The following is a 23,692-nucleotide window of genomic DNA, read 5'->3' as shown; positions in this document are numbered from 1 at the left end:
CGGGAACCAAAGCGTCCAACCGGCGTTCACGCAAGATGACCGACATCCCTCGGAGCGGTCGGCAACAATCACACCTCGCCGTTGCGCCCGTTCGACGTTAGGCTGCGCGAAGGGGAGACTTCGCGGGGCTCCCGCTTTTCAAAGATCGACAATGGAAGGCGCGGGACATGCGAGCGTCGCGTTCGGGCAAGGCATTCACGCTGCTCAGCATCCTCACCGCGAGGCTGAACAGGTCCTTCCTTCTTCTGCCCCTGCTGGTCAGCCTGTCCGGGCTTTGCTGCGCGCTTGTCGTGATCGGATGGGGCGCGGCGCTGGAAGACGCCGCCGGCAGGCTGTTTCCGGCGCCTGATATCCAGACCGTACGATCGGTTCTCTCAACCATCGCAGGCTCGGCCCTGACGGTCTTGTCTCTGGTCTATTCGCTGACGCTGGTTGTCTTTACGCTGGCGGCTGGAAACATCAGTCCCCGACTTCTCACCCGTTTTGCCGAAGACACCATGATCCAGATGACCGCAGGCATTCTTGCGGCCACGTTCTTCTATGCGGTCATGGTGCTGCAGCGCGCCGATACGGTTCCGCCGTCGCTGGCAACGGGCGTGGCGGTGGCCTGGAGCGTTGGATCCATCGCCGTTCTGATCGTGTTCATTCACAAGGTTGCGACCCGCATCACCATGGATGAGGAGATCGGCCGCATCGGCGCCTCCCTGGGCGCCAATATCGACCGGATTCTGGAAGAGGCGGAGGACGAGGACCCCACGGATGGCAAAGCCGATGCGGAGGATTGCCGCCCGGAAGGAGAGATCGGCCGACTGCTCGCCGCGCGCAGTGGCTATGTGGCGGCGGTCGATCTGGAAACGTTGCTGAGGGTGGCGAGCAAACACGATCTCTTCGTGGAAGTGAAAGCCCCGCCGGGGCAATTTTCCGTGGAGGGATGCGCGTTGGCAAGCTATGTGGGCAAGCCGACGGATGAGGCGCTGCGGACGATGCGCGGCGCTTTCGTGATCTCGCGTCAGCGTACGCCGGAAGCGGATCTCGATTTCTCCATCCTGTTGTTGGTGGAGATTGCCCAGCGGGCTTTGTCGCCCGGCATCAATGACGGTTTCACCGCGATTGCGGTGATCGATCATCTGTCGGCCGCATTTGCCCGCATCCTGCGCCGTCGGCCGCCTTCACCCTTGACGAGCGATGACCAGGACGTGCCGCGTGTATGGTTGGAAAATGCGGATATCTCTCGCCTTCTGGCGACCGCCTATCACCCCTTGCGCCGGAATGCGGCGGGCAATGTCACGGTTACGCTTCGCCTTCTGGCGTCCCTCCAGAGCCTCGCGCATGTCGCGCGGCCGCAATATCGCGGCCTGTTGGCCAGTCATGTGCGTTTGATCGCCGAAGACATGAAGGCGGCAGAGGCCAATCCGCGCGATCAGGAAGATGTCCTCTCGCTCTGTCGCGAGATCCTTGAAAGCCTGGGGGAGGGCGACCAAGCGGAGCCCGCCTGAGCCGTCGTGGGCTCAAGCCCCTTTACAGGATCCTAGTCGAGCGAGGCTGTCTGGTGACCACGCATGTCGGCCCGGCAGACCGTGGTGTTGCCGCGCGACACGCAGTTCTCGCGGGGGCGACCGGTCAGATCCCGCGCGTCCGTATCGAGGGCGATCCGGTCCCCCTTCTTGGCGGTGTTGGTGGTCACCTCGGCGCTTTCGCCGTGTGTGGCGGGGGCGAAGACGGGAGTTGAGATCCCGGCCGCATGCGCTTGACCGGAAAACTCGCCGACCAGACGCGAGGCCGTCAGGGTGACAACCAGCGCGAAAGCGAAGGAAATGACGACGATGCCGATATGAGTCGAGAAGCGTTCCATTTCGAGTACCTCCACATGGTTAATGCACGAGGGACTCGCTGGTTCCATCGGGATCGTAAAGGGCGGGGGAGAGCCTAGGCCTTGAACTGGAGGTCGTGCAGCTTGCGATAGAGCTTGCCATGCGCCATCAGCTCGTGATGGTTGCCCTCTTCGACCGCGCGTCCGTGATCCATCGCCACGATCTTGTCGGCATTGCGCACGGTGGAAAGCCGATGCGCGATGACGATGGTGGTGCGGTTCTCCATCAGCCGTTCAAGCGCGGTCTGAATTTTGGATTCCGATTCCGCATCGAGCGCGCTGGTCGCCTCGTCCAGCAGCAGGATGGGCGCATCGCGCAGCATGGCGCGCGCAATGGCGATGCGCTGGCGCTGGCCGCCGGAAAGCCGCCCGCCATTCTCGCCGATCGGCTCGTCGAAGCCCTTGGGAAATTCCAGAATGAAATCTTCCGCATTGGCGTCACGCGCCGCCTGACGGACATCCTCGTCGCTGGCGTCGGGCCGCCCGCGCAGGATGTTCTCACGGATCGTGCCGTCGAACAGGAACGTGTCCTGCGTGACAAGCGCGATGTTGCCGCGCAACGAGGCGACGGTGACATCGCGAATGTCCTGACCGTCGACAAGGACCTGGCCGCCCTCCACGTCATAGAACCGCTCCAGTAGCGCCAGAACGGTCGACTTTCCGGCGCCCGATGCACCGACAAGGGCGGTGGTGCGCCCCGCCTCGGCGACGAAGGTCAGGCCGTCAAGCGCCCGGTTCTCCTTGCCATAGCCGAAGGAGACGTTCTCGAAGCGGACCTCACCGTTTCGCACCTCAAGCGGGCTCGCCCCGTCCTTTTCGGCGATGGTCAGATCCATATCCAGCAGGTCGTACATGATCTTGACGCCAACCATGCCTTTTTCCAGCTGCACATGCATGCGGGCCAGCCGCTTGGCGGGCTCATAGGCCATCAGCAGCGCGGTCAGGAAGGCGAAGAAGGCGCCCGGATCGCTGTCCAAATGGATGACCGAATAGCCGCCCCAGATGATGACGAGGCCGACGGCGATGCCACCCAGCGTTTCCATCATCGGGCTGGTGCGCGCCCGCAACAGGCCCATCCGGTTGGACTGTTTCTCCACATCGTTGATGGCCTTCTGCATGCGCTTGCGCATGGCAGCTTCGGCCGTGAACGCCTTGACGACGCGCGCCCCCAGAACCGTTTCCTGCATGATGGAATTGATCTGGGTCAGCGAGACGAACTGCGCCTTGGCGACTTTCCGGGTCTTGCGTACAAGGGCCGTGACGCCGACGACGGCGGGGCCGCCGACCAGAAGCGCGAGCGTCGCCATGCCGGGGTCCATGTAGATGACGACGAACAGCAGTCCGATCAGGGACAGCAGGTCGCGTCCCAGCGACACCACGATCAGGTCGATCACCGCGCGGGCCGCGGAGGCATTGTGCGACATGCGCGTGGACAGATCACCCAGCACGTGGTGATCATAGAAATCCATGCCCTGATCCTGGACATGTGCGAACAGGCGCGCCTGGTTCATCGCAACGATGTTGTTGCCGATACGCGTCATGATGACGTTCTGGCCGTAGCTCGCCCCGCCTTTCAGCATGTAGAGAGCAAACACCGCGCCCGCGATGACATAGACCATGCTCTCGCGCTTCTCGATGAAGATCTCGTTGATGATGTCGCGCATGATCCACGCGCTGCCCGCTGTGGTGGCCGCCACCAGCGCCATCATCGAGAAGGCCAGCGCATACTGCCAGACATAACGCCGGGCGTTTTCCGCAAGCAGCCGCCGCATCAGCGACAGGGTGCTTTCGGGGTCCTTGAACATCCAGCGGGCGATAAGGCGAAGAAGGGGCAACGAGGCCTCACGGGCTTTCCATAGGGGGCGTCGTCGGGGCGGGAGCGAACCTTCCGGATCCGGCCCTGAGCGCGGCTTGCTTAAGAGCATATTCCGGCTCAACAATCAATTGTCTGCCAAGCGCGCGTCCTTGACGCAATGGCATTGTCGCGCGCGCTTGAAGGCCGTGGCCAAGTCGATCGAGCTGCACGAACCGGGCTTCGGCCGGGGCCCGACGACATTGGCCCCGGCTTCTTCGCGCGATCCCGCGGGTGGCGGGACAGGCCTGGTTATCGCCTGTCAACCGAGAGCCTGCCAATAGCGGTGGAGCGCCTCGATGTCGCCGCTGGTCAGAAACGGCATGGCACCGTGGAGCGCGTCGTCGCCCCAGTCCCACCACTTCATTTCAAGCAGCAGCGCAATCTGCTCTTGGGAAAAGCGCCTGCGGATCGGTTTGGCGGGATTGCCGCCGACAATTGTGTAGGGCTCGACGTCGCGCGTGACGATGGCGCGTGTGCCGATCACCGCACCGTCGCCGACGGTGACGCCAGCCATGATGATTGCCTCAGACCCGATCCACACATCGTTGCCGATCACCGTGTCGCCGGCCGGACTGTAGCCGTTGGCCGCCCCGGCAAAGGTCGGCACCTCCGACATGAAGAAGAAGGGAAAGCTGCTGATCCAGTCGTGCCTGTGGCCCTGGTTGCCCGCCATGATGAAGACGGCACCCGAGCCGATGGAACAGAAGCTGCCGATGATCAGTCGGTCAACGCCCGGATCGGGCATCAGATAGCGGGCGCAGTCGTCAAAGCTGTGGCCGTGGTAATAGCCCGAATAGTAGCTGTAACGGCCGACAATGATGTTGGGATTGGTGACCTGCTTGTCGAGGGTCACGCCCCGGAAGGGGCTTTCGAAGAAATTGTCCATGTGACGTTCTCTGAATGTGTGGGAAGCGCTCGCGCAACGCGAGCGACAACGGCGCGAAAGTCTGCCGACTTCGCGCTAAAGCCCCTTCATGGGGGCTGCATTCAGAGGGTTCGTCGCGTGGCCTTCACTGAAAATCTCTTTTCTTGAACAGGGGCCTATCTTATGGGGCGCACAGCGCAGCGGCAAGAGCCGCCGGGGCGCCGCGTGCAAACCCCGCACCTCAACCGCCACCCGGCTCGACCGTCCGGCGGTCTCGGAGACGAGGGCGATATTGGCGACCAGGGATCGTTCAGCTCTTGCCGCGCTGGGCGAGCATGCGCTTCAGATAGGCCATGTTGGCCTTCACCTGCTCGGGCGGCAGGTCGGCGCTGGCGACCTGTTCGGCTTCCGCGAAACGGCCCTGAAGCCCCAGCACGAGGGCAAGGTTCTGGCGTACGCGCGGATCCGTCCTGTTGCGCGCCATGGCGCTGCGCAGGATTTTTTCTGCCGTTGTCAGATCGTTTTCCAGAACATGGCTCATGGCCAGGTTGTTGAGCACGGACGGTTCGCCCGGCACGATCTTGAGGGCTTCGGTGTAGAGATAGCGCGCGCGTTTGCGCTCGCCCAGCTGATCGCGGATCGCGGCTTCAGCCGACATCAGTTTCCAGTCGGGCCGGGTCGGGGTCTGGGCTTGCTGGATGACGTTCAGAGCTTCCTTGAAGTGCCCCTTCTGCGCCAGGATCTTGCCGTAGGCCGCCGCGATCTCGCGGTCCTTCTGGTGTTCGATCAGGCCGCGCCGCAACACTTCCATGGACTGGTCAAGTTGATCGTTGCGGCGAAGCGCGTCCGAATAGCCCAGGATATTGGTCTTGTCGGACGGATCTGCCTCATAACGCGACGCCCATTGCCCGACGGCCTGAAGCGAGACGCCCGCGCCCGACGCCCCGGAGGGAGACGACACTTTGCCGTCGGAGACGCAGCCTCCAAGCACCAGGGCCGCGGCAAGGCCGGCAATCACCGCCAGGCGGCGCAAGGGCGCGGTCTTACGCGATGCCACAGGGGCCGAGCTGTTGGTGCGGGCGAGCATGGCGACACTCCGGTTGCCGACGCGGGATGCGAAAAACGCACTCCAGTCATAATTCGTTTACCCTAATGCTTGGTTAAACGAACCCGCGCCGTTGCTTTGACTGCCCCCGCTCCCTACTCTCCCTTGCATCTCTTTCCATTCCGTTTCCGGAGCTTTTTCCCGTGTTCGATTCCCTTTTGGCGTCTGCCGAAACCACGCTCGCCATCCATGCCGTCACCCCCGATACGCTTGACGGCGTCGTCGCTTCTCTAACCCCGGCCGCTGCGCGTTGGGTCGAGGCCAACGGCTATACCGGCGCGCCGGGATCGATCCTGAGTGTGCCGGACGCCGAAGGCGGGGTTGCAGCGGTGCTTTTTGGCGATAGCGCGGACGCGCCGGCCCATGCAGCGGGCGCTTTGGCCTCGTTGACGCCGGGAACATACCGTCTTGAGGGCTTTGCCGATCCCGCAACCGCCTGCATCGCCTTTGCGCTGGGCTCCTATTCCTTCCGCACCTATCGTTCGGGTGGGGAGGGCAAGGAGCCGGAACGCGCCCGTCTCGTGGTGCCGAAGGGGTTCGATCTTCCCGCCGCGCGGATCCAGCTGGAGGCGGTCGCCCTTGCGCGCGACCTGATCAATACGCCTTCCAACGACATGGGCCCGGAGGAATTGGCAGAGGCCGCAAGACGGCTTGCCGATCGCTTCGGCGCGACCTTTTCCACCATCACCGGCGACGCGCTTTTGGAAAAGAACTTCCCGATGATCCACGCCGTCGGCAAGGCAAGCACCCGCGCGCCCCGGCTCATCGATTTCTCCTGGGGCGATCCGTCCCATCCGCGCCTGACGCTTGTGGGCAAGGGCGTGTGTTTCGACACGGGTGGCCTCGACATCAAGCCCTCCAGCTCCATGCTCTTGATGAAGAAGGACATGGGCGGCGCGGCCAATGTGCTGGGCCTTGCGCTGATGGTGATGGCGTCCAATCTGCCGGTGCGCCTGCGCGTGCTCATTCCGGCGGTGGAGAACGCCATTTCCGGCAACGCGTTTCGCCCCGGCGACATTCTGCCGAGCCGAAAGGGGCTTTTCGTCGAAATCGGCAACACGGATGCGGAGGGCCGTCTGGTTCTGGCGGACGCGCTGGCGCTGGCCGACGAGGAGGATCCCGATCTGCTCATCGACATGGCGACCCTGACGGGCGCTGCCCGTGTCGCGCTCGGGCCGGAGGTGATGCCATTCTACACCCACGACGATGCCTTCGCGCAAGACTTGGCGGAAAAGGCCGCCGATGTGTCCGACCCGCTGTGGCGCATGCCGCTTTGGAAGCCTTATGCGAAAATGCTGGATTCCAAGGTCGCCGACATCAATCACGTCACGTCTGGCGGCTTTGCGGGCTCGATCACGGCGGCTCTCTTCCTGGAGCAATTCGTGGAAAACGCCAGCGTCTGGGCGCATTTCGATATCTTCGGATGGAACCCGTCTTCGCGGCCCGGCCATCCGGAAGGTGGCGAGGCGCAGGCCATCCGCGCGCTCTTTGCACAGCTGAAGACACGCTATCCGGCATGACGCGCGCTTGATGCGGCCCGCGTCAGATTCTATACCGGAACCGAAATGATCACTCTCCGGATACCGGCGCTCCAGGCCGGTATCCGGATCCTGTTCCCGCGTAGCGAAGGCGAGCAACCGCATCATGGCGATCGAGATCCGGGCAAGTCAGGCCCTGAAGCTCTGGCACGACGTCACGCTGGAGCTGGTGCATTTCGGCGAGCAGGATCTCACCGCCCGCCAGATGGCGATTCTCCTGACGGTCTATCTGGAGCCGCCGCCGCATACGGTGCGCGGTCTCGCCAAGAAACTGAACGTCACCAAACCCGCCATCACCCGTGCGCTCGACACCATGGGCCGGATGAAACTGCTCGACCGACGCCGCGATGAAAATGACCGGCGCAATGTCGTGATCCTGCGCACGGTTGAGGGGGCGCTTTATCTGGAGCGTCTGGCCGATGTGGTGGTGGAAAAGGCCGCAATGGTGCGATCATGAGCAAGCCGGAGCCTCCCGCCACAGCGTCATCCGCCACAGCAACGCCGGCCAAGGCGCGTGTGCCTGCCGACCGGCGTGTAACGCCCTGGCGTCCCGACCTCGCCGCCGCGCATCTGCGCGAGCGCTATGAGGCGCAGCGATATGTCGAGGGACGTCCGGCACGCGTCGTCGTCGGCAGCGCGCCCATGCGGCGCGACCCCGACCTTTCCTGTTCCCTCGATACCGAGCTGCTCTTCGGCGAGACTGTCACCGTCTACGAGGAGCGCGCGGGATGGGCGTGGGTTCAAAACGGCTATGACGATTATGTCGGCTGGGTTCGGGCAGATGCGCTGGGGCCGGTCGGCTCCCATCCCACCCATCGGCTGTCGGTGCTGCGCAGCTTTCTCTATCCGGAAGCCGAGTTGCGCGCGCCCGCTCTCAGCTACCTCTCCCTCGGGGCGCGCGTCTGCGTGGTCGACGAAGTGGAGAAACGCGGGACGCGCTATGCGGTTCTGGCCGACGGATCGGCGGTCATTGCCCGCCATCTCGTGCCCGATACCCATTTTGCGGATGACTGGGTTTCGGTCGCCGAGAGCTTCGTCGGTGTGCCCTATCTGTGGGGCGCGCGCACCAGCATCGGGCTCGACTGCTCCGCCCTTGTCCAGATCGCGCTCGCCGAAAGCGGAATGTTCTGCCCGCGAGACAGCGACATGCAGGAACGCAGCCTCGGGGATGCGCTCGATATCTCCAACGGCCTGCCGGGCCTCAAGCGCGGCGATCTCGTCTTCTGGAAGGGGCATGTGGGCATCATGGTGGACAGCGATATCCTGCTCCACGCCAATGGCCACACCATGACCACCTCAAAGGAACCCCTCGCGGGCGCGATGAGGCGCATCGCCGCCAATGAATATGGCGCGGTGACAGCGGTTCGCCGGATGGTTCGCAGGCGATAGGGCCCTGAATCTCGCCTATATGCAGGCTCTTCAGCGCGCGCCCACGCGCAAGCCCGGTGCCGGGCGCTCGCGCAGCACCTGACGGCGAAAGCGGAAGAGAGCTGCGGGCCGCCCGCCCGTGCGCGCCGTTGTCGCCCCGGTCGGCTCCACCAGTTCGGTCGTCTCCACGAAGCGGCGGAAATTCTGCTTGTGCAGATGACGTCCGGAAATCGCCTCCACCGTGCGCTGAAGCTCCGTCAGCGTGAAGGAGGTGGGCATGAGTTCGAAGATGACCGGGCGATATTTGAGCTTTCCGCGCAGCCGCGAAATCGCGGTCGCCAGAATGCGGCGATGGTCGAACTGCATCGAGCGCCCGAGATAGGGACGTCTGGCATAACCGTCCGCCATGGGGCGTCCGTCGCGCTCCGCTTCCGCGGTCAGGCCCGCCTCGTAACAAAGCTCGTAGCGCTCCAGCGCCCGTTCCTCGTCCCACGGGCTGCCCTCGCCGCCAAAGGCCAGTTGCAGCCGCTCCAGACGCGCCGCGCCAAGCGCCGGGTCCCCATCCTTCGTGGGGGCTTCGGCCCAATGTTCTAGGGCCGGCATGATGGCCTCGTCCAGCATGGCAGGCCGCCCGTCGCGCCAGTCTTCCCAGGGGAAATAGTCGTACCAGGGCCGCCAGCGGGCGCGGGCGCGCGCCAGAACCGCCTCCGCTTCGGGGCTTTGCCGCGAGAGCGCGAGATAGCCGACAGACACCACATGCGGGCCGGTATCGCCCGGTTGGGCGTGTCGCCCGCGGTCGCCATAGGTGTAAAGCTGCTCCACATAGCCCAGCCGCAGCGCGGTCTGCTGGTTCACCCAGTCGCGCAGGCCGATTTCCAGCGTGCGGTGATGAAGCGGATCAAAGGGGCCGAAGGGCAGGGATTCCGGTTCGCCCGAATGGGCTCCGTCAATGGTCAGAACCATCGGAGTGGGATGCGTCACGGCGACGATCACGGCATTGAGGCCGATCTCGATAGCTGGTGCCGCCCTCTCCATTCCTCAAGCTCCATTCCACATCCGGCGCGCCTCACCGCGCAAGGCCTGCTGTTTCTAGCCGATCCGTCGGGTATTTTGAACTCAAACGGCGCACTGTCCTGACAGGGGGCCGGGAAACAGCGCGCCGTTGAGGGGGGAGACCGGGGTTTTTGTCAGACCGCCCCGTCAGATCGACTGGTTATAGGCGCCGACTTCCGGGTTTTCGCGCAGCACCCCGTCGACCGACTTGAACATGGCGCGCATGCGCTCCTCGGAGACGGGGCTTTCCACCACCACCACCAGTTCCGGCTTGTTGGAGGAGGCGCGGACCAGCCCCCACGTGCCGTCTTCTGCAACGACCCGCACACCGTTGACGGTGATCAGATCGGCGATCGGCTGGCCATCGAGCTTTTCACCCTTGGCCTGCATGTCCTTGAAGCGGGCGACCACGCGCTCCACCACGTCGTATTTCTTCTCGTCATCGCAGTGGGGCGACATGGTGGGCGAGCCCCAGGTCTTGGGCAGCGCATCGCGCAAGTCCGCCATGGACTGGCCGGGATTGCGGTCCAGCATGTCGAGGATCGCGAGTGCGGAGACGAAGCCGTCATCATAGCCCCGCCCGATGGGGGCGTTGAAGAAATAGTGGCCCGACTTCTCGAAGCCGACCATGGCGTTGAGCGCGTTGACCCGGCGCTTGATGTAGGAATGGCCAGTCTTCCAGTAGTCGGTCTTTGCGCCGTTTTCCTGAAGCACCGGATCGGTGAGGAAAAGGCCGGTGGATTTCACATCCACCACGAATTGCGCGCCCGGATTGAGACGGGAAATATCGCGCGCCAGCATCACGCCGACCTTGTCGGCGAAGATCTCCTCGCCGGTGTTGTCCACCACGCCGCAGCGGTCGCCGTCGCCGTCGAAGCCGAGGCCGACAGCGGCCCCCGTCTCGCGCACGGTTTCCGCGATGGCGTGCAGCATTTTCATGTCTTCCGGGTTCGGATTGTAACGCGGGAAGCTGTGGTCGAGCTCACAATCGAGCGGCACGACCTCCGCACCGATGGCGCTCAGGATCTTCTCCGCAAACGCGCCCGCCGTTCCGTTGCCACAAGCCGCGACGACCTTGATCGGGTTCTTGAGTTTCGGCCGGTTGGTGAGATCGGCGATGTAGCGCGACGGGAAATCCTCCACGAAATGATAGGAGCCACCCCCCCGCGTATCGAAAGCGGCCTCAAGCACGATTTCCTTCAGCCGGCCCATCTCGTCGGGGCCAAAGGTCAGGGGGCGGGCCGCGCCCATCTTCACGCCGGTCCAGCCATTGTCGTTATGCGAGGCGGTGACCATGGCCACGGCCGGAACGTCCAGTTCGAACTGGGCGAAATAGGTCATTGGCGTGGTCGCAAGGCCGATATCGTGCACCTTGATGCCCGCGGCCATCAGGCCGGTCACCAGCGCCATCTTGATGGAGGCCGAATAGGAGCGGAAGTCGTGACCCGTCACGATTTCCGGCTTCACGCCCATTTCATGGATCAGCGTGCCAAGGCCCATGCCGAGGGCCTGCACACCCATGAGGTTGATTTCTTTTTCGAAAAGCCAGCGCGCATCATATTCGCGGAAGCCCGTGGCCTTGACCATCGGAGAGGATTCGTAGGCATAGGTGTTCGGCGTGAGCGCCGCGACAGGCTTGGGAAACATGAAGGCTCCTGAAATCGATCAAGGCATCGGTGTGGAACGGTATAGGATGGTGCTGCGACCAAAGGAAGGCGCAGCACGAAACAACCGCAACGCAAACGCGACAAAGTTGTGTCCGTTCCCGGTTATCGACATGAGAGTTCCGCTCAAGGCGAGCCTATTGCTGCATGACCAGCTCATTGCCGCGCATTTCGACATTCTTGAGCTGCCGCAGGAAGCTCATGCCGAGCAAGGTGGTCGACAGCGCCCCGCGCGGCGCGATGAGGGCAGGCACGTCGTAGACGCGGATCGTGTCGATGCGCACTTCGCTCAGCAGCACCGGCGCGCTTTTCTGGATGCCGTTGGCGGTGGAGATCTCGATGGTGAAGTCGGAGTTGCCTGGCCGCATGCCCAGGCGGACGGCTTCCTCATAGGGAAGCGCCACGGCCGTTGCCCCGGTATCAACCAGAACATCGACAAACCGGTTGTTGATGCGTGCGGTGGTCGAAAAATGTCCGTTGCGGCCGGCGCCGAGGATGACGGTGCCACGGCCCGAGGGACGATAGGCCGGTTTTTCCGCGCTCCGCGCGGCGGCGGCGTCATCGTTTGGCAGGGCTTCCACGCCCCATTGCATCAGCGTCGGGCCCGCAAGCGCCGCGAAGACGATCACCACCAGAATGAAGATGAACCGCTGCATTTCCCGCTATCCGCTGTTTTCCGTATATTTCGTGCCACAGCGAGCGTTAGCGCACTGTGAAGAAGTGGACGTAACGTGAGCCAGGGTTAGCGAGATCTTAACGCAGGCGCGGTCATGGTGTTGAAGGGCATTGTCCCGCGGGACGGGACCAGACGGTCCGAAAACCGCCGTCTTTATGGTGTCTGCCCGGCCTGACCTCAGCTTTTACGGACACCGATCCATGCGCACCGTCCTTGCCGTTCTCGCCCTGACCCTCGCCCTGGCCGGTTGTGCCGGCGGGTTGCCAGATCTTGGGGGGGGCGAGGCCGTCATCAGCCATGTGCCGGTCAACGAGCAGGCGGCGCTCGATCGCATCAACGCCTATCGGGCCTCGCATGGGGTCGCCCCGCTCACCCTGTCACCGGCGCTCAATGCGGCCTCCCAGGACATGGCTGACTACATTGCCCGGCGCGACAAGCGAAAATCTCCGCTGCACTCCAGAAACGGGCTCTTCAAACGGCTGACCGAGCACGGCATTCGCCACGATGCGGCGGCGGAAAACCTCGGCTATGGCTATCAGAGCTTCGACGCGGCCTTTGCAGGCTGGCAGGGCTCTGCCGGGCATGACCGCAACCTGCTCAATCCGAATGTCACGCAAATGGGCATCGCGCGCTCTTCGCGGCCCGACGGCATGTGGCGCAATTTCTGGGCGCTGATCATGGTGCGTCCTGGGCGCTGAGAACTGCGAGCTGAGGCTGGGAGCTGCTCGGCCTTCCGGCTCAGGCCGTCAGATGGGCGAAGGCAGCGACCACGTTTTCATAGACCTTGCGCTTGAACGGAATGATCAGCTCCGGCAGGCGCTCCGCTTTTTCCCACCGCCAGCGTGAGAATTCCGGCTTGTGTCCGTCGGGCGGCGCAAGCACGTCGATCTCGCTTTCATCGCCTTCGAAGCGGAAGGCGAACCAGCGTTGCGTCTGGCCCTGATAGCGGCCCCTCCAGCTTTGCTGGGCCACAGGGGCAGGCAGATCATAGGCGTACCACTCGGGGGCTTCCGCCAGCAGGGAAATCGATTTGACCGAGGTCTCCTCGAAAAGCTCGCGCCGGGCGGCTGCCAGCGGATCCTCGCCCGCATCGATGCCGCCCTGCGGCATCTGCCAGCTATGCGTCGCATCCACATGTTCCGGGGTGCCCTTGTAGCGATCCCCGATCCAGACCAGCCCTTTCGGGTTGATCAGCATGACGCCGACGCAGGGACGATAACGGGGGGCGGTACGGTCAGACACGGGCGACATCCTCAGGCTGCAAAGATCTTGAGGCAACCTAGACCATATCGCACCGCGATTGTATCGCTGCGATGCAGCGAGATGTCAGGAATTGTTGTAGAGCACACCCGCGCTGATCGGCACGAGCTGAAGGCCGCGGGCCTCAAGGCTCTTGGCCCATTCGCTGATCCGGTCGATGGAGACGGGAAGGGCGGACGCGTAGCCGACCGCGAAACCCTTGGTGCGCGCCACGGCTTCCAGCTCCAGAAGCCGTGCATCGATATCGTCGCGCGAGGGATTGCGGTCCAGCTGCAGATCGGCGCGCAGGAAAGGCGTACCGGTGGTATTGGCGACGCTGGGCGCCGTTGAGCGCGACGAGGAGCCATCATCCATGTAAAGCAGTCCACGCCGCCCGATTTCCGCCAGCACGGGTTGAAGCGAGTCGGGCGTTGCCGTGAAACGGCTGCCCATCTGGTTGACCACGCCCACATAATTGGTGATGCGCGTCAACAACCAGTGCAACCGGTCAATATTCTGCTGGTGGGCGAGATCGACCAGCAGCGTGTGCGGGCCGGGATCGTTGTCGGGATAGTCAAAAGGCTCCAGCGGCACCTGCAGAAGCAATTCGTGTCCCTCCTGACGGGCCCGGACTTCCCAGTCCTTCAGATTGTCGCCATAGGGCGCGAAGGCGAGTGTGACCGCGGAGGGCAGGCGGGTCAGCGCCAGATTGGTGCCCGCTTCGCTGAGCGTCAGGCCGCCGACCACGATGGCGATCCGCGCCACCCCGATCGTCTCGGTGTCGAAGGGACGGGCATAGAAATCCAGTGGCCGCGCTCCGTTGTCGGCAATGCGGGGCAGGGTGCCATAGCGCCCCTGCTCGGCGATGCGCGGATCGGGGTCGGTGGTCAGCGACGGGGTGCCATCATTGGCGGGACGCAGCCCGGCGCCTTCCGGCGGCAGAACGGGCTTGAAGCGGGGACCGCTGTTCGATTGCGCGCCGGTCTGCGGCATCTGGCTGGGGTCGTTGGTGAGAACCCCCGGTTGGATGCCGACCACCTCCATGTCGCGGGCAGACACGCCCTGCACGGAGGTCTTGTTGAGAGCGACCACGGCGGAGGGTTCGCCACCATAGGGGGCATCAACCACCACGATCCACACGCCCAGCGTGAGCACGAGCGCGGTGATGATCACAATGCCGATCAGGCCGAGCGGAATGCGAAAGCGCCGCTCTCCAATGCCCAACCCAAGGGGGGAATTCAGGTCGTCCCCGGCCATTGTCTCCTACCATCGCTCGTCTTGTTGCGCCGTTTCGCACACCGGCGTCGGCTGTCCTGTCCGTGGCGAATGTGCTTGCGCGAACACCGTCCAGTGCCCGCTCTTGCGCCCGGACGCACCTTCGCGCCAGCCTAGCGTAATCATGGTTAACAATTTCTAAGCGTGCCCCGGTTGGGCATCGGGCGGGCATCGGGCAGGCCTCCGGGGCGGCGGAGGGCTGCCCGCCGCCAATCCGGGTGCAATGTCCACGCTGGTCAGTTTAGCCCGGCCCTGCCCGGCAGGCATCCGCTCAAACTCGTAAGACGCGGCAAGGCGGGCGCAGATAAGAAAAGGCCCGCACCGATTGGATGCGGGCCTCCTGAGAGGAGCGGCCTGAAGGCCGGGTTGTCAATCGTGGCCGATCAGTTCGGCACACCTGCGGAGGGATCCGGCGGGAAGGCCTTGTTGGCCTGGATGCCGCGCAGCAGGTCATAGGCGAAGTTCAGCTGCGCGTCGTCCTTCTGGTCCTGCGGGACATAGGCCTGGCTGCCGGTCTTCTCCGTGCCGTCATCGGATCCCAGGTGTCCGCGAAGCGAAGCTTCGCCGCGCGGCTCCACCTTGCCCTTCAGTTCGTCGGGAAGCTCCTGCTTGACCTCGATATCGGGCGTGATGCCCTTGGCCTGAATGGAGGTGCCCGAAGGCGTGTAGTAACGGGCCGTGGTCAGCCGGATCGCACCGTTGGGGCCGAGCGGGATGATGGTCTGGACCGATCCCTTGCCGAAGGAGCGCGTGCCGACAATGGTCGCGCGGCGGTGATCCTGAAGTGCGCCGGCCACGATCTCGGAGGCCGAGGCGGAGCCGCCATTGACCAGGATGATCACCGGCTTGCCGCGGGTCATGTCGCCAGAACGGGCGTTGTAGCGCTGGCTTTCCTCGGCATTGCGCCCGCGGGTGGAAACGATCTCGCCGCGGTCGAGGAACGTGTCGGAGACCGCGATTGCCTGGTCGAGCAGTCCACCGGGATTGTTGCGCAGGTCGATGACAAAACCCTTCAGGTCCTTTTCCGGGATCTTCTCCTCGATCTCGTCAATCGCGGCTTTCAGGCCGTCAAAGGTCTGCTCGTTGAACTGCGTGATGCGGACGTAGCCAATATCCTTTTCCTCGCGCCAGCGCACGGAGCGGATGCGGATGATGTCGCGCGTGATGACGATCTTGACCGGTGCGGTTGCGCCCTCGCGGCGGATGGTCAGCTCGATGTCGGTCTTGACCGGGCCGCGCATGCGCTCGACCGCCTCGTTCAGCGTCAGGCCCTGCACGTTCTCGCCGTCAAGCGCGACGATCACGTCGCCGGCCAGGACGCCCGCGCGATAGGCCGGGGTTTCGTCGATCGGGGTGACGACCTTCACGAACCCGTCTTCCATGGTCACTTCGATACCGAGGCCGCCGAACTCGCCGCGCGTCTGCACCTGCATGTCGCGGAAACTCTTCGGCGACATGTAGCTGGAATGCGGATCGAGCGAGGAAAGCATGCCGTTGATGGCTGCCTCGATCAGCTTTGCGTCGTCCGGAACTTCCACGTAATCGGCGCGGATGCGCTCGAAGACGTCGCCGAACAGGTTGAGCTGGCGATAGGTATCCGACGCCGCAGCCTCCGCGGTGCTGCCGACCACAATCTGCGTCTGGGACAAGGTGACCACCGCTGCCGCGCCCATCAGCGCGCCGACCAGCATCAGCGAAGCTTTCCGTATCATCCGCGAACCTTTTCGTCTTCCGGCCGAGCCCACCAGGGCGAAGGGTCGATTGAATTGCCGTCTTTTCGAAATTCTATGTAAAGCACCGGCCGCGTGGATCCCAGATCCAGCGTGGCGGCACTTGCGAGTTGCGTGGATCCCATGGATCCAATCGGCTCCCCGGCCAGAACGAATTGACCGAGTTGCACATCGATTTCCTTCATCCCTGCAAGCAGGACATGATATCCATCGCCTGCATTCAGGATCAAGAGTTGCCCATAACTGCGGAACGGTCCCGCATAGACGACCCAGCCATCGCATGGCGCATTCACGCTGGCATTGTTGCGGGTCGCAATGGAGAGCCCTTCCGCGGGCGTCCCAAGACTGTCTTCCTCACCAAAACTGCGCAGCGGCGCACCTGCGACAGGCAGCCGAAGTCTGCCCTTTGTATCGTCGAATGCCACGGCGGGCGCCAGCCGACCGGGATCAGCAAAGGGATCGCCGGGGCGCTTCTTGCCCGCGTTCTCCTTGGCGGCCCTGGCTGCGGCTTCCGCCGCCTTGCGGGCGGAATCGATCTCGCTTTCCAGCGAGGCAATCAGATTCTTCAGCGACGTTGCCTTGCCGGCCAGCTCGCCGGCCCGCTCGCTCTCCTCGGCCAGCTTGCGGCGTGATTCGTTCGCCTCTTTACGCTTGGCCTCAAGCAGCAACTCGATCCGCTTTCTTTCTTCCGCCAGCCGCGTCCCGTCGCCCTTCAGCCTGTCGCGCTCGCCGGCAATCCGGCTTTCAAGCCGGGTCAGCTCCGCAAGATCCACAGCCAGAGCTTCCGCTTCGCCGTGAATGCCCGGCATGACCGCGTTCAGCAGCATTGCCGAGCGCACCGCTCCCAGCGCATCCTCCGGCCGCACGGCAAGAGCGGGCGGCGGACGGCGGCCTATCCGCTCCAGCGTCGCCAGCACCTCCGCCAGCACGTCGCGGCGCTCGTAAAGCGAGGCGCGCACGGTGTCGGCATTCTCGTGCAGGCGCAGCAAACGGGCTTCCGTGGCGCTCAATTCTTCTTCCAGCGACTGGACGCGCTGTGCGGTTCGAAGAAGATCCGCGTTCAGCGCGTCACGGTGGCGATCAATCGTGTCGATCTGATGTTTGAGCTCGCGTTGGCGCGTTTCGCTCAGCGTCAGATCCTCTGTCAGCGCAGCAAGCTCCTGCTCGCGCGCCCGTTTGCGTTCCTCAGGGCCAAGTGCGGAGAAATCCGTCTCCGTTTCGGCCTGCTCCGGTTTTGAGACCGGCGTCTCCGTGGCCATGGCCCGTGTCGCGGGAAGTCCCGCCATCAGGGCGCTGCCCGCCAAGAGGGCGAACAGGGTCGCTCTCCCAAACCGGGAGAGGGCGCCGCTTGAACCGGGGGAGGAAAACCTGTCTTGCGAGATCGTCGATGCGCCGAGCTGGCACTGTCCGGTCATCGCTCCCCTGTTCGGGGCTCCCCGTTTCGCGGTTGCCCGTTGCACGTTCCGTGCAGCGACCACATGAACCTCCGTTTCGACCCTTGCGCCCGACTTAAGAACGGCGCCTCAATCCGAAGTCCCCGGCACGACATCCAGTCGCGTCGCCTCGGGATCGGAGCGCGTGATCCGCTCAGAATCGCATGCAGAGCGTTAACGATCCGTCAACCATAATGCCGGTTCGCCGCCTGCCCTAGGGGCACATGGCCCGAAAGCCACAGGAATGTGCACGTAGTCGCATATCCGGGGATTGCGGCAACAAACGGGCGTTACGGCAGTGCAGCGCGCAACCTCAGGCTCCGCTCATTCGCGATGATAGGGATGGCCCGACAGGATCGAGATCGCGCGGTAGATCTGTTCCGCCAGCATGATGCGCACCATCTGGTGCGGCCAAGTCATCGGCCCGAAGGCGAGCTTCAGGTCCGCCTGCTGGAGCAGGGCGCGGCCATGCCCATCAGCTCCGCCGATCGCAAAAACCAGCGCCCCCGCCCCGTCGTCGCGCCAGCGGCCGACGCGCTGGGCGAAATCCTGCGAGGGCATGGTGCGCCCGTGTTCGTCGAGGGCGACGAGAATGCGCGGGGAGGGCATGGTGGCCAGCAGGCTTTCGGCTTCCGCCTGCTTGCGGTCATCGGCGCGTGGGGCGCGTGCTTCCGGCAATTCCGTGAGATCCGGCCCGCTGAACCCTATGGCGCGCCCGGCCTTACGGGCGCGCTCCAGATAGCGATCCACAAGCTCACGGTCGGCCCCGGCTTTCATCTTGCCGATTCCGGCAATCACCAGACGCATGCAACAAGCCTTTCGCACTTCGGACGATCCGAAGCACGGACCACCGCTTCAGCGGTCAGTTCCCGCCTTGGAGCCTCAGTTCGAGTATTGCGGCGCCGTCTCCGTGTCCGCCGCCCACATCTTCTCGATATTGTAGAAGCTGCGAACTTCCGGACGGAAGAGATGAACGACCACGTCCCCCGCATCGATGAGGACCCAGTCGCAATGCGGCAGGCCTTCGACGCGCGGCGCTCCGAAGCCGGCATTTTTCAGATCACGCACAAGATGATCGGCGATCGCGCCGACATGGCGGTGCGAACGTCCCGACGCCACGACCATGTGGTCGGCGAGCGCGGTCTTGCCCGTGATATTGATGGAAACAGTGTCCTCGGCCTTGGAATCCTCCAGGCTCGCGAGAACGGCAGACAGCGGATCCGCATGATCGCCTTTGCGGATGGCTGCGATCTGAGGATCGGACACGGCCTGATCCTCATTATTGAATGGCATGCTCAGGGGTTGGTGCCTTTCGCCATGTTTTCCGGTTTCATGCCCCGCGCGCTCATTCGCCGGGGCGGGTCACGCCACTTTCAATGCAGGCGTATCCGTATTTCGAAGGGACGTGGTGTGCTCGTCCCAAGACGCGCCTGCCGCGAAGCAGGGGCGGACGCATCGTCCCGGCCCACCTGCCTCGGATGAGAGGATAAGGGAGGCCGGGGCGAAAATTCAAGACTTGGTCTTTTTTCAGATTGGCGGAATTCCAGAGATAGGGCGCAAAGGCCTCGCCTGAGCGCGGGTCACGATTTCCATTTTCCCGCCTGTCTCAGCGCCGTGGAGGATGCCGGATCGCGCGGCGTATGCAGGAAGGTCCAAGCCGGTGTCGGGCCACCTGGCAGCGTTGCGGCCTGTTCTTCCGGCACACGAAACCCGCCATAGGTGCGCGCAGCCGGTGCCGAGAGCGCCGCAAGTTCGGCGCCGGGCCGGTCGACAATGGCGACGGGAACACTGTCGATGATGGCGCGCCAGTTCTGCCAACGATGGAAGGTGGAGAGGTTGTCCGCCCCCATTACCCAGACGAATTTCAGATCGGGCCGCCGATGCTTCAGCGCCGCAACCGTCTGGGCCGAATAGGCTGTGCCGAGCCACGCCTCCCAGGCAGTGACCCTTACATGCGGATCGTTGGCGCAGGCGGCGGCCAGATGCACACGGGTCTCCAGTGGAGCCAGCTCGTAGATGTTCTTGAGCGGATTGCCGGGCGTCACCAGCCACCAGACCTGATCGAGCTTCAGCCGCCGCATGGCCGTGCGGCTGACCAGCGCGTGGCCGGAATGGGGCGGGTTGAACGATCCGCCGAACAAGCCGATGCGCTGGCCCCGGCCAGCAACCGGAAGGCGCATCCATTGCGGCGGAGTGCCTGTGCGCCAGCCACCCTGGCCGGAAAGGAGATCGTCGCGGGGAGGAGGGGTCACGGGCGCGTCTGGCCGTCACCCAGGACCCGGTACTTGAAGCTGGTCAGCTGTTCCAGCCCGACGGGGCCGCGCGCATGCATGCGCCCCGTCGCGATACCGATCTCCGCGCCGAACCCGAATTCGCCGCCATCGGCGAACTGGGTGGAGGCGTTGTGGACGACGATGGCGGAATCGACTTCCGCAAGGAAGCGATCCGCTGTGGCCTGGTTCTCCGTGATGATGCAATCGGTGTGATGCGAGCCGAGCGTTTCGATATGCTCGATGGCCTCGCCAATGTCTGAGACAACCTTAACCGCGATGATGGCGTCGAGATATTCCGTCACCCAGTCCTCGACCGAGGCCTTTTCCGCATCCGGTACCAACTCGCGGGTCTCTTCGTCACCGCGAATGGCGCAGCCCGCCTTCTTGAGTGCATCAAGAAGAGGCTTGAGGTGGGTTGCGGCACACGCGCGATCGATCAGCAGGGTTTCCGCCGCCCCGCAGATGCCCGTGCGGCGCATCTTGGAATTGACCACGACCTTGATCGCTTTTTCCAGATCGGCGTCGCGGTCGATGAAGATGTGAACGAGCCCTTCCAGATGGGCAAAGACCGGCACGCGGGCCTCGTCCTGAACGCGGGCCACGAGGCTCTTGCCGCCGCGCGGCACGATCACGTCCACATTGCCGCCAAGACCTGAGAGCATGGCGCCAACTGCCGCGCGGTCCGTCGTGGGAACAAGCTGGATGGCGGCATCAGGCAGACCGGCTTCCACAAGTCCCGCACTCAGGCACCGGGCGATGGCCTGAGAGGTGCGGAACGCGTCCGATCCGCCGCGCAGGATGGCGGCATTACCCGCTTTCAGGCACAGCGCGCCCGCGTCCGCGGTCACGTTGGGGCGGCTTTCGTAAATGACGCCGATGACGCCCAGCGGCGTGCGCACGCGCTGGAGGTGCAGCCCGTTGGGTCGGTCCCATTCCTCGGTGATGCGGCCGACGGGATCGGGAAGGTCGGCAATTGCCTCAAGGCCGGCGGCCATGGCATCCACGCGCGAGGCATCGAGCCGTCCGCGGTCGATGAAGGAACCCGCAAGACCGCGCGCCTCCATGCCCTCCACGTCGAGCGCATTGGCCGCGAGAATGGCGGCTTCGCTTTCGCGCAGGCGCCGCGCCATGGCGCGAAGGGCGGCATTCTTGGCGTCGGTTGGCGTATTGGCGAGCTGCCGTGCAGCCGCGCGTGCCCTGGTGCCAAGCTCGCTCATCATCGCGTCGATGGACCCGCTTTCGGGTGCCTCTGCGTGGTTCAGCATCATGTCATCCCCTTGGACCTTCGCCTGAAAAGGCTTGGGCCTTCAGCCTCGACCCGAGGGCCCGGCTGCCTGTCAGCGATCGAAACCCGATCTTATCCGAAATCCTTCAGCACCATGTCGTCCCGATGGATCATTTCCGCGCGCCCTGCATAGCCCAAAATCGTTTCGATCTCGCGCGATTTGTGGCCGATGATACGCACCGCGTCGCCGCAATCATAGGCGACAAGCCCGCGCCCGATCTCCCGGCCATCCGCGTCCATGATACAGACCGTATCGCCGCGCTGAAAGTCGCCCGAGACAGCGCTCACACCGGCAGGGAGCAGGCTCTTTCCCTTGCGAAGCGCCCGTTCCGCACCGTTATCGATCGTGATCTGTCCGGATGGCTTGAGCTGCCCCGCGATCCATGTCTTGCGGGCGGTGGCGGGCGTGGAATGCGCGGTAAACCATGTGCAGCGCGCGCCCTCGTCGATCGCGCGCAACGGATGCAGGCGCTTGCCGGAGGCGATCACCATCGTGGTGCCGGATTCGGTGGCGATCTTTCCCGCCTCGATCTTGGTCTTCATGCCACCGCGCGAAAGCTCGGACGCCGCGACCCCCGCCATGGATTCGATTTCCGGCGTGATGCGCTCCACCAGCGGTATGTGCGCGGCCAGCGGATTGTCCGCGGGCGGCGCGGTGTAGAGCCCGTCGATATCGGAAAGCAGCACGAGGCAATCCGCGCTGATCATTGTCGCGACACGGGCCGCCAGCCGGTCATTGTCGCCATAACGGATCTCGGTTGTGGCCACGGTATCGTTCTCGTTGATCACCGGCACGGCCTTGAGCCTGACAAGCGTGCCGACCGTGGCGCGCGCGTTGAGATAACGGCGACGCTGTTCGGTATCGCGCAGGGTGAGCAGCACCTGCCCCGTGATCATGCCGCGCGCGGCGAAGATCTCTTCATAGGCCTGCGCAAGCTCGATCTGGCCGACGGCGGCGGCAGCCTGGCCCTCTTCCAGCTTCAATGCACCGGAAGGAAGCCCCAGAACCCCGCGCCCGAGCGCAATGGCGCCGGAGGAGACGACGATGATCTCCACTCCCGCGCGTGACAGGTCTGCCAGGTCATCGGCCAGAGATTCCAGCCAGTCCCGCTTCAGCTTGTTCTTTTCGACCAGCAGGGAGGAGCCGATCTTGACGACGATGCGGCCATAGCCGCCGAGGCTTTGCATCAGGGATGCCACCCTTCTTCTTCCGAACGGGGCAGGTCGTCCTCGGCCTCCCGATCAAGCGTCTCGATGGCCCTTCGCACCATGCGCAGGGCCTCCGTCATGCCCTCGCCGGAGGCTGCCGACAGAAGGATCGGTTTGGTGCCTGTGGCTTCGCTCAGGGCTTTCAGCGTTTCCTTGCGCGTCTCTGCGTCGAGCGCATCGATCTTGGACAGCGCGACGATCTCCAGCTTGTCTTCAAGCCCGCCGTCATAGGCTTCCAGCTCGCCGCGTACCACACGATAGGCCTCGGCCGGGTCGTCCTGCGTGGAATCGATCAGATGCAGCAGCACACGGGTGCGCTCCACATGGCCGAGGAACCGGTCGCCGATGCCCACGCCCTCATGGGCACCCTCGATGAGGCCCGGAATGTCTGCCATCACGAATTCCTGCCCATCCACACCCACAACGCCCAGATTGGGGTGGAGCGTGGTGAAGGGATAGTCGGCGATCTTGGGCTTTGCCTGCGAGACGGCGGCGAGGAAGGTGGACTTGCCCGCATTGGGCAGACCGACAAGCCCGGCATCCGCAATCAGTTTCAGGCGCAGCCAGATCCATTTTTCCTGGCCGTCCAGGCCGGGATTGGCGCGCCGCGGGGCCTGATTGACCGAGGTCTTGAAATGGGCATTGCCGAAGCCACCATTGCCGCCGCGCAGCAAAAGCAGTCGCTGGCCGACTTCCGTCATGTCCGCGATCAGCGTCTCGTTATCCTCTTCGAGGATCTCGGTGCCGACGGGGACCTTCAGCGTGATGTCGGGACCTTTGGCGCCGGTGCGGTTCTTGCCCATTCCGTGGCCGCCGGTCTTGGCCTTGAAATGTTGCTGGTAGCGGTAATCGATGAGGGTGTTGAGACCCTCCACGCATTCCACCCACACGTCGCCGCCGCGCCCGCCGTCACCGCCATCGGGTCCGCCATATTCGATGTACTTCTCGCGGCGAAAGGAAACCGATCCCGCTCCGCCGTCGCCGGAACGTACATAGACCTTGGCCTGATCGAGGAATTTCATGTTGGTACTCGAATTCTGCGTGCCGCAATTGTTGAAGCGGACACATGGGTGCCCGGTGAATAGCCGATTTCGGGGGCAAGTTACAATCGCCTGTCTCGCCCGCCAGTCATTTGCCGCCGTCACAACAAGCGAAACAGCCCGTGCCGCCCGTCTCGGGCCGGCACGGGCTGTCCGTTTCATCGGCGTCCGGTCTCCGGATCTGGCTGTAAACCCGATGGCGCGGCACGGCAGA

22 protein-coding genes are annotated in these 23,692 nt (G+C 64.0%); 5 read left to right on the top strand and 17 right to left on the bottom strand.

Annotation, left to right across the window (positions count from 1 at the left end; translation table 11 throughout):
* Window positions 1-167: 167 nt before the first annotated feature.
* Window positions 168-1,496: a DUF2254 domain-containing protein gene (locus ABGM93_RS12900; protein WP_319772402.1), complete on the top strand. Its 1,329-nt coding sequence runs from the start codon at window positions 168-170 to the stop codon at window positions 1,494-1,496.
* A gap of 32 nt (window positions 1,497-1,528) precedes the next feature.
* Here the strand turns inward: ABGM93_RS12900 and ABGM93_RS12895 are convergent, their stop codons facing one another.
* From ABGM93_RS12895 to ABGM93_RS12880, 4 genes are all read right to left on the bottom strand, one after another.
* Window positions 1,529-1,852, bottom strand: a complete 324-nt coding sequence (locus tag ABGM93_RS12895; protein WP_321500022.1) for a hypothetical protein — start codon at window positions 1,850-1,852, stop codon at window positions 1,529-1,531.
* A 74-nt stretch (window positions 1,853-1,926) separates the two neighbouring features.
* Window positions 1,927-3,705 carry an ABC transporter ATP-binding protein gene (locus tag ABGM93_RS12890; RefSeq protein WP_321500020.1) on the bottom strand — a complete coding sequence of 593 codons (1,779 nt, stop codon included), beginning with the start codon at window positions 3,703-3,705 and terminating at the stop codon, window positions 1,927-1,929.
* Window positions 3,706-3,984: 279 nt separating this feature from the next.
* Window positions 3,985-4,611: a type B chloramphenicol O-acetyltransferase gene (catB, locus tag ABGM93_RS12885; RefSeq protein ID WP_321500019.1), complete on the bottom strand. Its 627-nt coding sequence runs from the start codon at window positions 4,609-4,611 to the stop codon at window positions 3,985-3,987.
* Between the two features lie 289 nt (window positions 4,612-4,900).
* Window positions 4,901-5,677: a tetratricopeptide repeat protein gene (locus ABGM93_RS12880; protein WP_321334827.1), complete on the bottom strand. Its 777-nt coding sequence runs from the start codon at window positions 5,675-5,677 to the stop codon at window positions 4,901-4,903.
* 203 nt (window positions 5,678-5,880) lie between these two features.
* On the opposite strand from ABGM93_RS12880, the gene ABGM93_RS12875 reads away from it, so the two are divergent.
* From ABGM93_RS12875 to ABGM93_RS12865, 3 genes are all read left to right on the top strand, one after another.
* Window positions 5,881-7,215 carry a leucyl aminopeptidase family protein gene (locus ABGM93_RS12875; RefSeq protein ID WP_321505885.1) on the top strand — a complete coding sequence of 445 codons (1,335 nt, stop codon included), beginning with the start codon at window positions 5,881-5,883 and terminating at the stop codon, window positions 7,213-7,215.
* A 124-nt stretch (window positions 7,216-7,339) separates the two neighbouring features.
* Window positions 7,340-7,690, top strand: coding sequence for a MarR family transcriptional regulator (locus ABGM93_RS12870; protein ID WP_321500017.1), 351 nt, complete (start codon window positions 7,340-7,342; stop codon window positions 7,688-7,690).
* On the top strand, window positions 7,687-8,622 hold the full coding sequence (locus tag ABGM93_RS12865; protein ID WP_321500015.1) for an NlpC/P60 family protein: 936 nt from the start codon (window positions 7,687-7,689) through the stop codon (window positions 8,620-8,622). Before ABGM93_RS12870 ends, ABGM93_RS12865 begins: the two co-directional genes overlap by 4 nt.
* Window positions 8,623-8,652: 30 nt before the next feature.
* Here ABGM93_RS12865 and ABGM93_RS12860 read toward each other — a convergent pair whose 3' ends face one another.
* The 3 genes from ABGM93_RS12860 to ABGM93_RS12850 form a co-directional block, all read right to left on the bottom strand.
* Entirely contained in the window at window positions 8,653-9,636 is a 984-nt protein-coding gene (locus ABGM93_RS12860; RefSeq protein ID WP_321500013.1) for an NAD regulator, read from the bottom strand.
* Between the two features lie 165 nt (window positions 9,637-9,801).
* Window positions 9,802-11,301 (bottom strand): phosphomannomutase/phosphoglucomutase, encoded by a 1,500-nt coding sequence (locus tag ABGM93_RS12855; RefSeq protein WP_321334832.1) that lies wholly within the window; start codon window positions 11,299-11,301, stop codon window positions 9,802-9,804.
* A 154-nt stretch (window positions 11,302-11,455) separates the two neighbouring features.
* Window positions 11,456-11,974, bottom strand: coding sequence for a TIGR02281 family clan AA aspartic protease (locus tag ABGM93_RS12850; RefSeq protein ID WP_321500011.1), 519 nt, complete (start codon window positions 11,972-11,974; stop codon window positions 11,456-11,458).
* Window positions 11,975-12,194: 220 nt separating this feature from the next.
* Between ABGM93_RS12850 and ABGM93_RS12845 the strand changes: the two genes are divergently transcribed.
* A complete protein-coding gene (locus ABGM93_RS12845; RefSeq protein WP_321500009.1) occupies window positions 12,195-12,692 on the top strand; it encodes a CAP domain-containing protein in 498 nt (165 codons plus the stop codon).
* Between the two features lie 40 nt (window positions 12,693-12,732).
* Here ABGM93_RS12845 and ABGM93_RS12840 read toward each other — a convergent pair whose 3' ends face one another.
* The 10 genes from ABGM93_RS12840 to obgE all read right to left on the bottom strand — a co-directional run bounded on the left by ABGM93_RS12840 (window position 12,733) and on the right by obgE (window position 23,460).
* Entirely contained in the window at window positions 12,733-13,245 is a 513-nt protein-coding gene (locus tag ABGM93_RS12840; protein ID WP_321500008.1) for an RNA pyrophosphohydrolase, read from the bottom strand.
* A gap of 75 nt (window positions 13,246-13,320) precedes the next feature.
* Window positions 13,321-14,490 (bottom strand): divergent polysaccharide deacetylase family protein, encoded by a 1,170-nt coding sequence (locus tag ABGM93_RS12835; protein WP_321500006.1) that lies wholly within the window; start codon window positions 14,488-14,490, stop codon window positions 13,321-13,323.
* Window positions 14,491-14,891: 401 nt separating this feature from the next.
* Window positions 14,892-16,220, bottom strand: a complete 1,329-nt coding sequence (locus tag ABGM93_RS12830) for a S41 family peptidase (RefSeq protein ID WP_321500004.1) — start codon at window positions 16,218-16,220, stop codon at window positions 14,892-14,894.
* A complete protein-coding gene (locus ABGM93_RS12825) occupies window positions 16,217-17,524 on the bottom strand; it encodes a peptidoglycan DD-metalloendopeptidase family protein (protein ID WP_321500002.1) in 1,308 nt (435 codons plus the stop codon). Before ABGM93_RS12825 ends, ABGM93_RS12830 begins: the two co-directional genes overlap by 4 nt.
* Window positions 17,525-17,995: 471 nt before the next feature.
* On the bottom strand, window positions 17,996-18,478 hold the full coding sequence (gene rlmH, locus ABGM93_RS12820) for a 23S rRNA (pseudouridine(1915)-N(3))-methyltransferase RlmH (RefSeq protein ID WP_321500000.1): 483 nt from the start codon (window positions 18,476-18,478) through the stop codon (window positions 17,996-17,998).
* 75 nt (window positions 18,479-18,553) lie between these two features.
* Complete coding sequence (gene rsfS / locus ABGM93_RS12815; protein ID WP_319772417.1) at window positions 18,554-18,937, bottom strand: ribosome silencing factor; 384 nt, start codon at window positions 18,935-18,937, stop codon at window positions 18,554-18,556.
* Between the two features lie 314 nt (window positions 18,938-19,251).
* Window positions 19,252-19,851, bottom strand: coding sequence for a nicotinate-nucleotide adenylyltransferase (locus tag ABGM93_RS12810; protein WP_321505883.1), 600 nt, complete (start codon window positions 19,849-19,851; stop codon window positions 19,252-19,254).
* 68 nt (window positions 19,852-19,919) lie between these two features.
* Window positions 19,920-21,209: a glutamate-5-semialdehyde dehydrogenase gene (locus ABGM93_RS12805; RefSeq protein WP_321505880.1), complete on the bottom strand. Its 1,290-nt coding sequence runs from the start codon at window positions 21,207-21,209 to the stop codon at window positions 19,920-19,922.
* 92 nt (window positions 21,210-21,301) lie between these two features.
* On the bottom strand, window positions 21,302-22,420 hold the full coding sequence (gene proB / locus ABGM93_RS12800) for a glutamate 5-kinase (RefSeq protein WP_321505878.1): 1,119 nt from the start codon (window positions 22,418-22,420) through the stop codon (window positions 21,302-21,304).
* Window positions 22,417-23,460 carry a GTPase ObgE gene (gene obgE / locus ABGM93_RS12795; protein WP_321499998.1) on the bottom strand — a complete coding sequence of 348 codons (1,044 nt, stop codon included), beginning with the start codon at window positions 23,458-23,460 and terminating at the stop codon, window positions 22,417-22,419. Before obgE ends, proB begins: the two co-directional genes overlap by 4 nt.
* Between the last annotated feature and the right edge of the window lie 232 nt (window positions 23,461-23,692).

This window comes from Breoghania sp., from assembly GCF_963674635.1.
Taxonomy (GTDB): domain Bacteria; phylum Pseudomonadota; class Alphaproteobacteria; order Rhizobiales; family Stappiaceae; genus Breoghania.
The sequence above is the reverse complement of the archived record's forward strand: the minus strand, read 5'-3'. Positions and strand labels throughout refer to the sequence as shown.

What these genes read in the sequence shown, in the direction of transcription:
- ABGM93_RS12805 (WP_321505880.1), bottom strand. Translation starts at nt 21,209, where the DNA reads ATGCTGAACCACGCAGAGGCACCCGAAAGCGGGTCCATCGACGCGATG.
- ABGM93_RS12850 (WP_321500011.1), bottom strand. Translation starts at nt 11,974, where the DNA reads ATGCAGCGGTTCATCTTCATTCTGGTGGTGATCGTCTTCGCGGCGCTT.
- ABGM93_RS12895 (WP_321500022.1), bottom strand. Translation starts at nt 1,852, where the DNA reads ATGGAACGCTTCTCGACTCATATCGGCATCGTCGTCATTTCCTTCGCT.
- ABGM93_RS12840 (WP_321500008.1), bottom strand. Translation starts at nt 13,245, where the DNA reads ATGTCGCCCGTGTCTGACCGTACCGCCCCCCGTTATCGTCCCTGCGTC.
- catB (WP_321500019.1), bottom strand. Translation starts at nt 4,611, where the DNA reads ATGGACAATTTCTTCGAAAGCCCCTTCCGGGGCGTGACCCTCGACAAG.
- ABGM93_RS12855 (WP_321334832.1), bottom strand. Translation starts at nt 11,301, where the DNA reads ATGTTTCCCAAGCCTGTCGCGGCGCTCACGCCGAACACCTATGCCTAC.
- ABGM93_RS12860 (WP_321500013.1), bottom strand. Translation starts at nt 9,636, where the DNA reads ATGGAGAGGGCGGCACCAGCTATCGAGATCGGCCTCAATGCCGTGATC.
- ABGM93_RS12825 (WP_321500002.1), bottom strand. Translation starts at nt 17,524, where the DNA reads ATGGCGGGACTTCCCGCGACACGGGCCATGGCCACGGAGACGCCGGTC.
- ABGM93_RS12830 (WP_321500004.1), bottom strand. Translation starts at nt 16,220, where the DNA reads ATGATACGGAAAGCTTCGCTGATGCTGGTCGGCGCGCTGATGGGCGCG.
- ABGM93_RS12810 (WP_321505883.1), bottom strand. Translation starts at nt 19,851, where the DNA reads ATGCGCCTTCCGGTTGCTGGCCGGGGCCAGCGCATCGGCTTGTTCGGC.
- rlmH (WP_321500000.1), bottom strand. Translation starts at nt 18,478, where the DNA reads ATGCGTCTGGTGATTGCCGGAATCGGCAAGATGAAAGCCGGGGCCGAC.
- ABGM93_RS12900 (WP_319772402.1), top strand. Translation starts at nt 168, where the DNA reads ATGCGAGCGTCGCGTTCGGGCAAGGCATTCACGCTGCTCAGCATCCTC.
- ABGM93_RS12865 (WP_321500015.1), top strand. Translation starts at nt 7,687, where the DNA reads ATGAGCAAGCCGGAGCCTCCCGCCACAGCGTCATCCGCCACAGCAACG.
- ABGM93_RS12870 (WP_321500017.1), top strand. Translation starts at nt 7,340, where the DNA reads ATGGCGATCGAGATCCGGGCAAGTCAGGCCCTGAAGCTCTGGCACGAC.
- ABGM93_RS12845 (WP_321500009.1), top strand. Translation starts at nt 12,195, where the DNA reads ATGCGCACCGTCCTTGCCGTTCTCGCCCTGACCCTCGCCCTGGCCGGT.
- ABGM93_RS12835 (WP_321500006.1), bottom strand. Translation starts at nt 14,490, where the DNA reads ATGGCCGGGGACGACCTGAATTCCCCCCTTGGGTTGGGCATTGGAGAG.
- ABGM93_RS12880 (WP_321334827.1), bottom strand. Translation starts at nt 5,677, where the DNA reads ATGCTCGCCCGCACCAACAGCTCGGCCCCTGTGGCATCGCGTAAGACC.
- obgE (WP_321499998.1), bottom strand. Translation starts at nt 23,460, where the DNA reads ATGAAATTCCTCGATCAGGCCAAGGTCTATGTACGTTCCGGCGACGGC.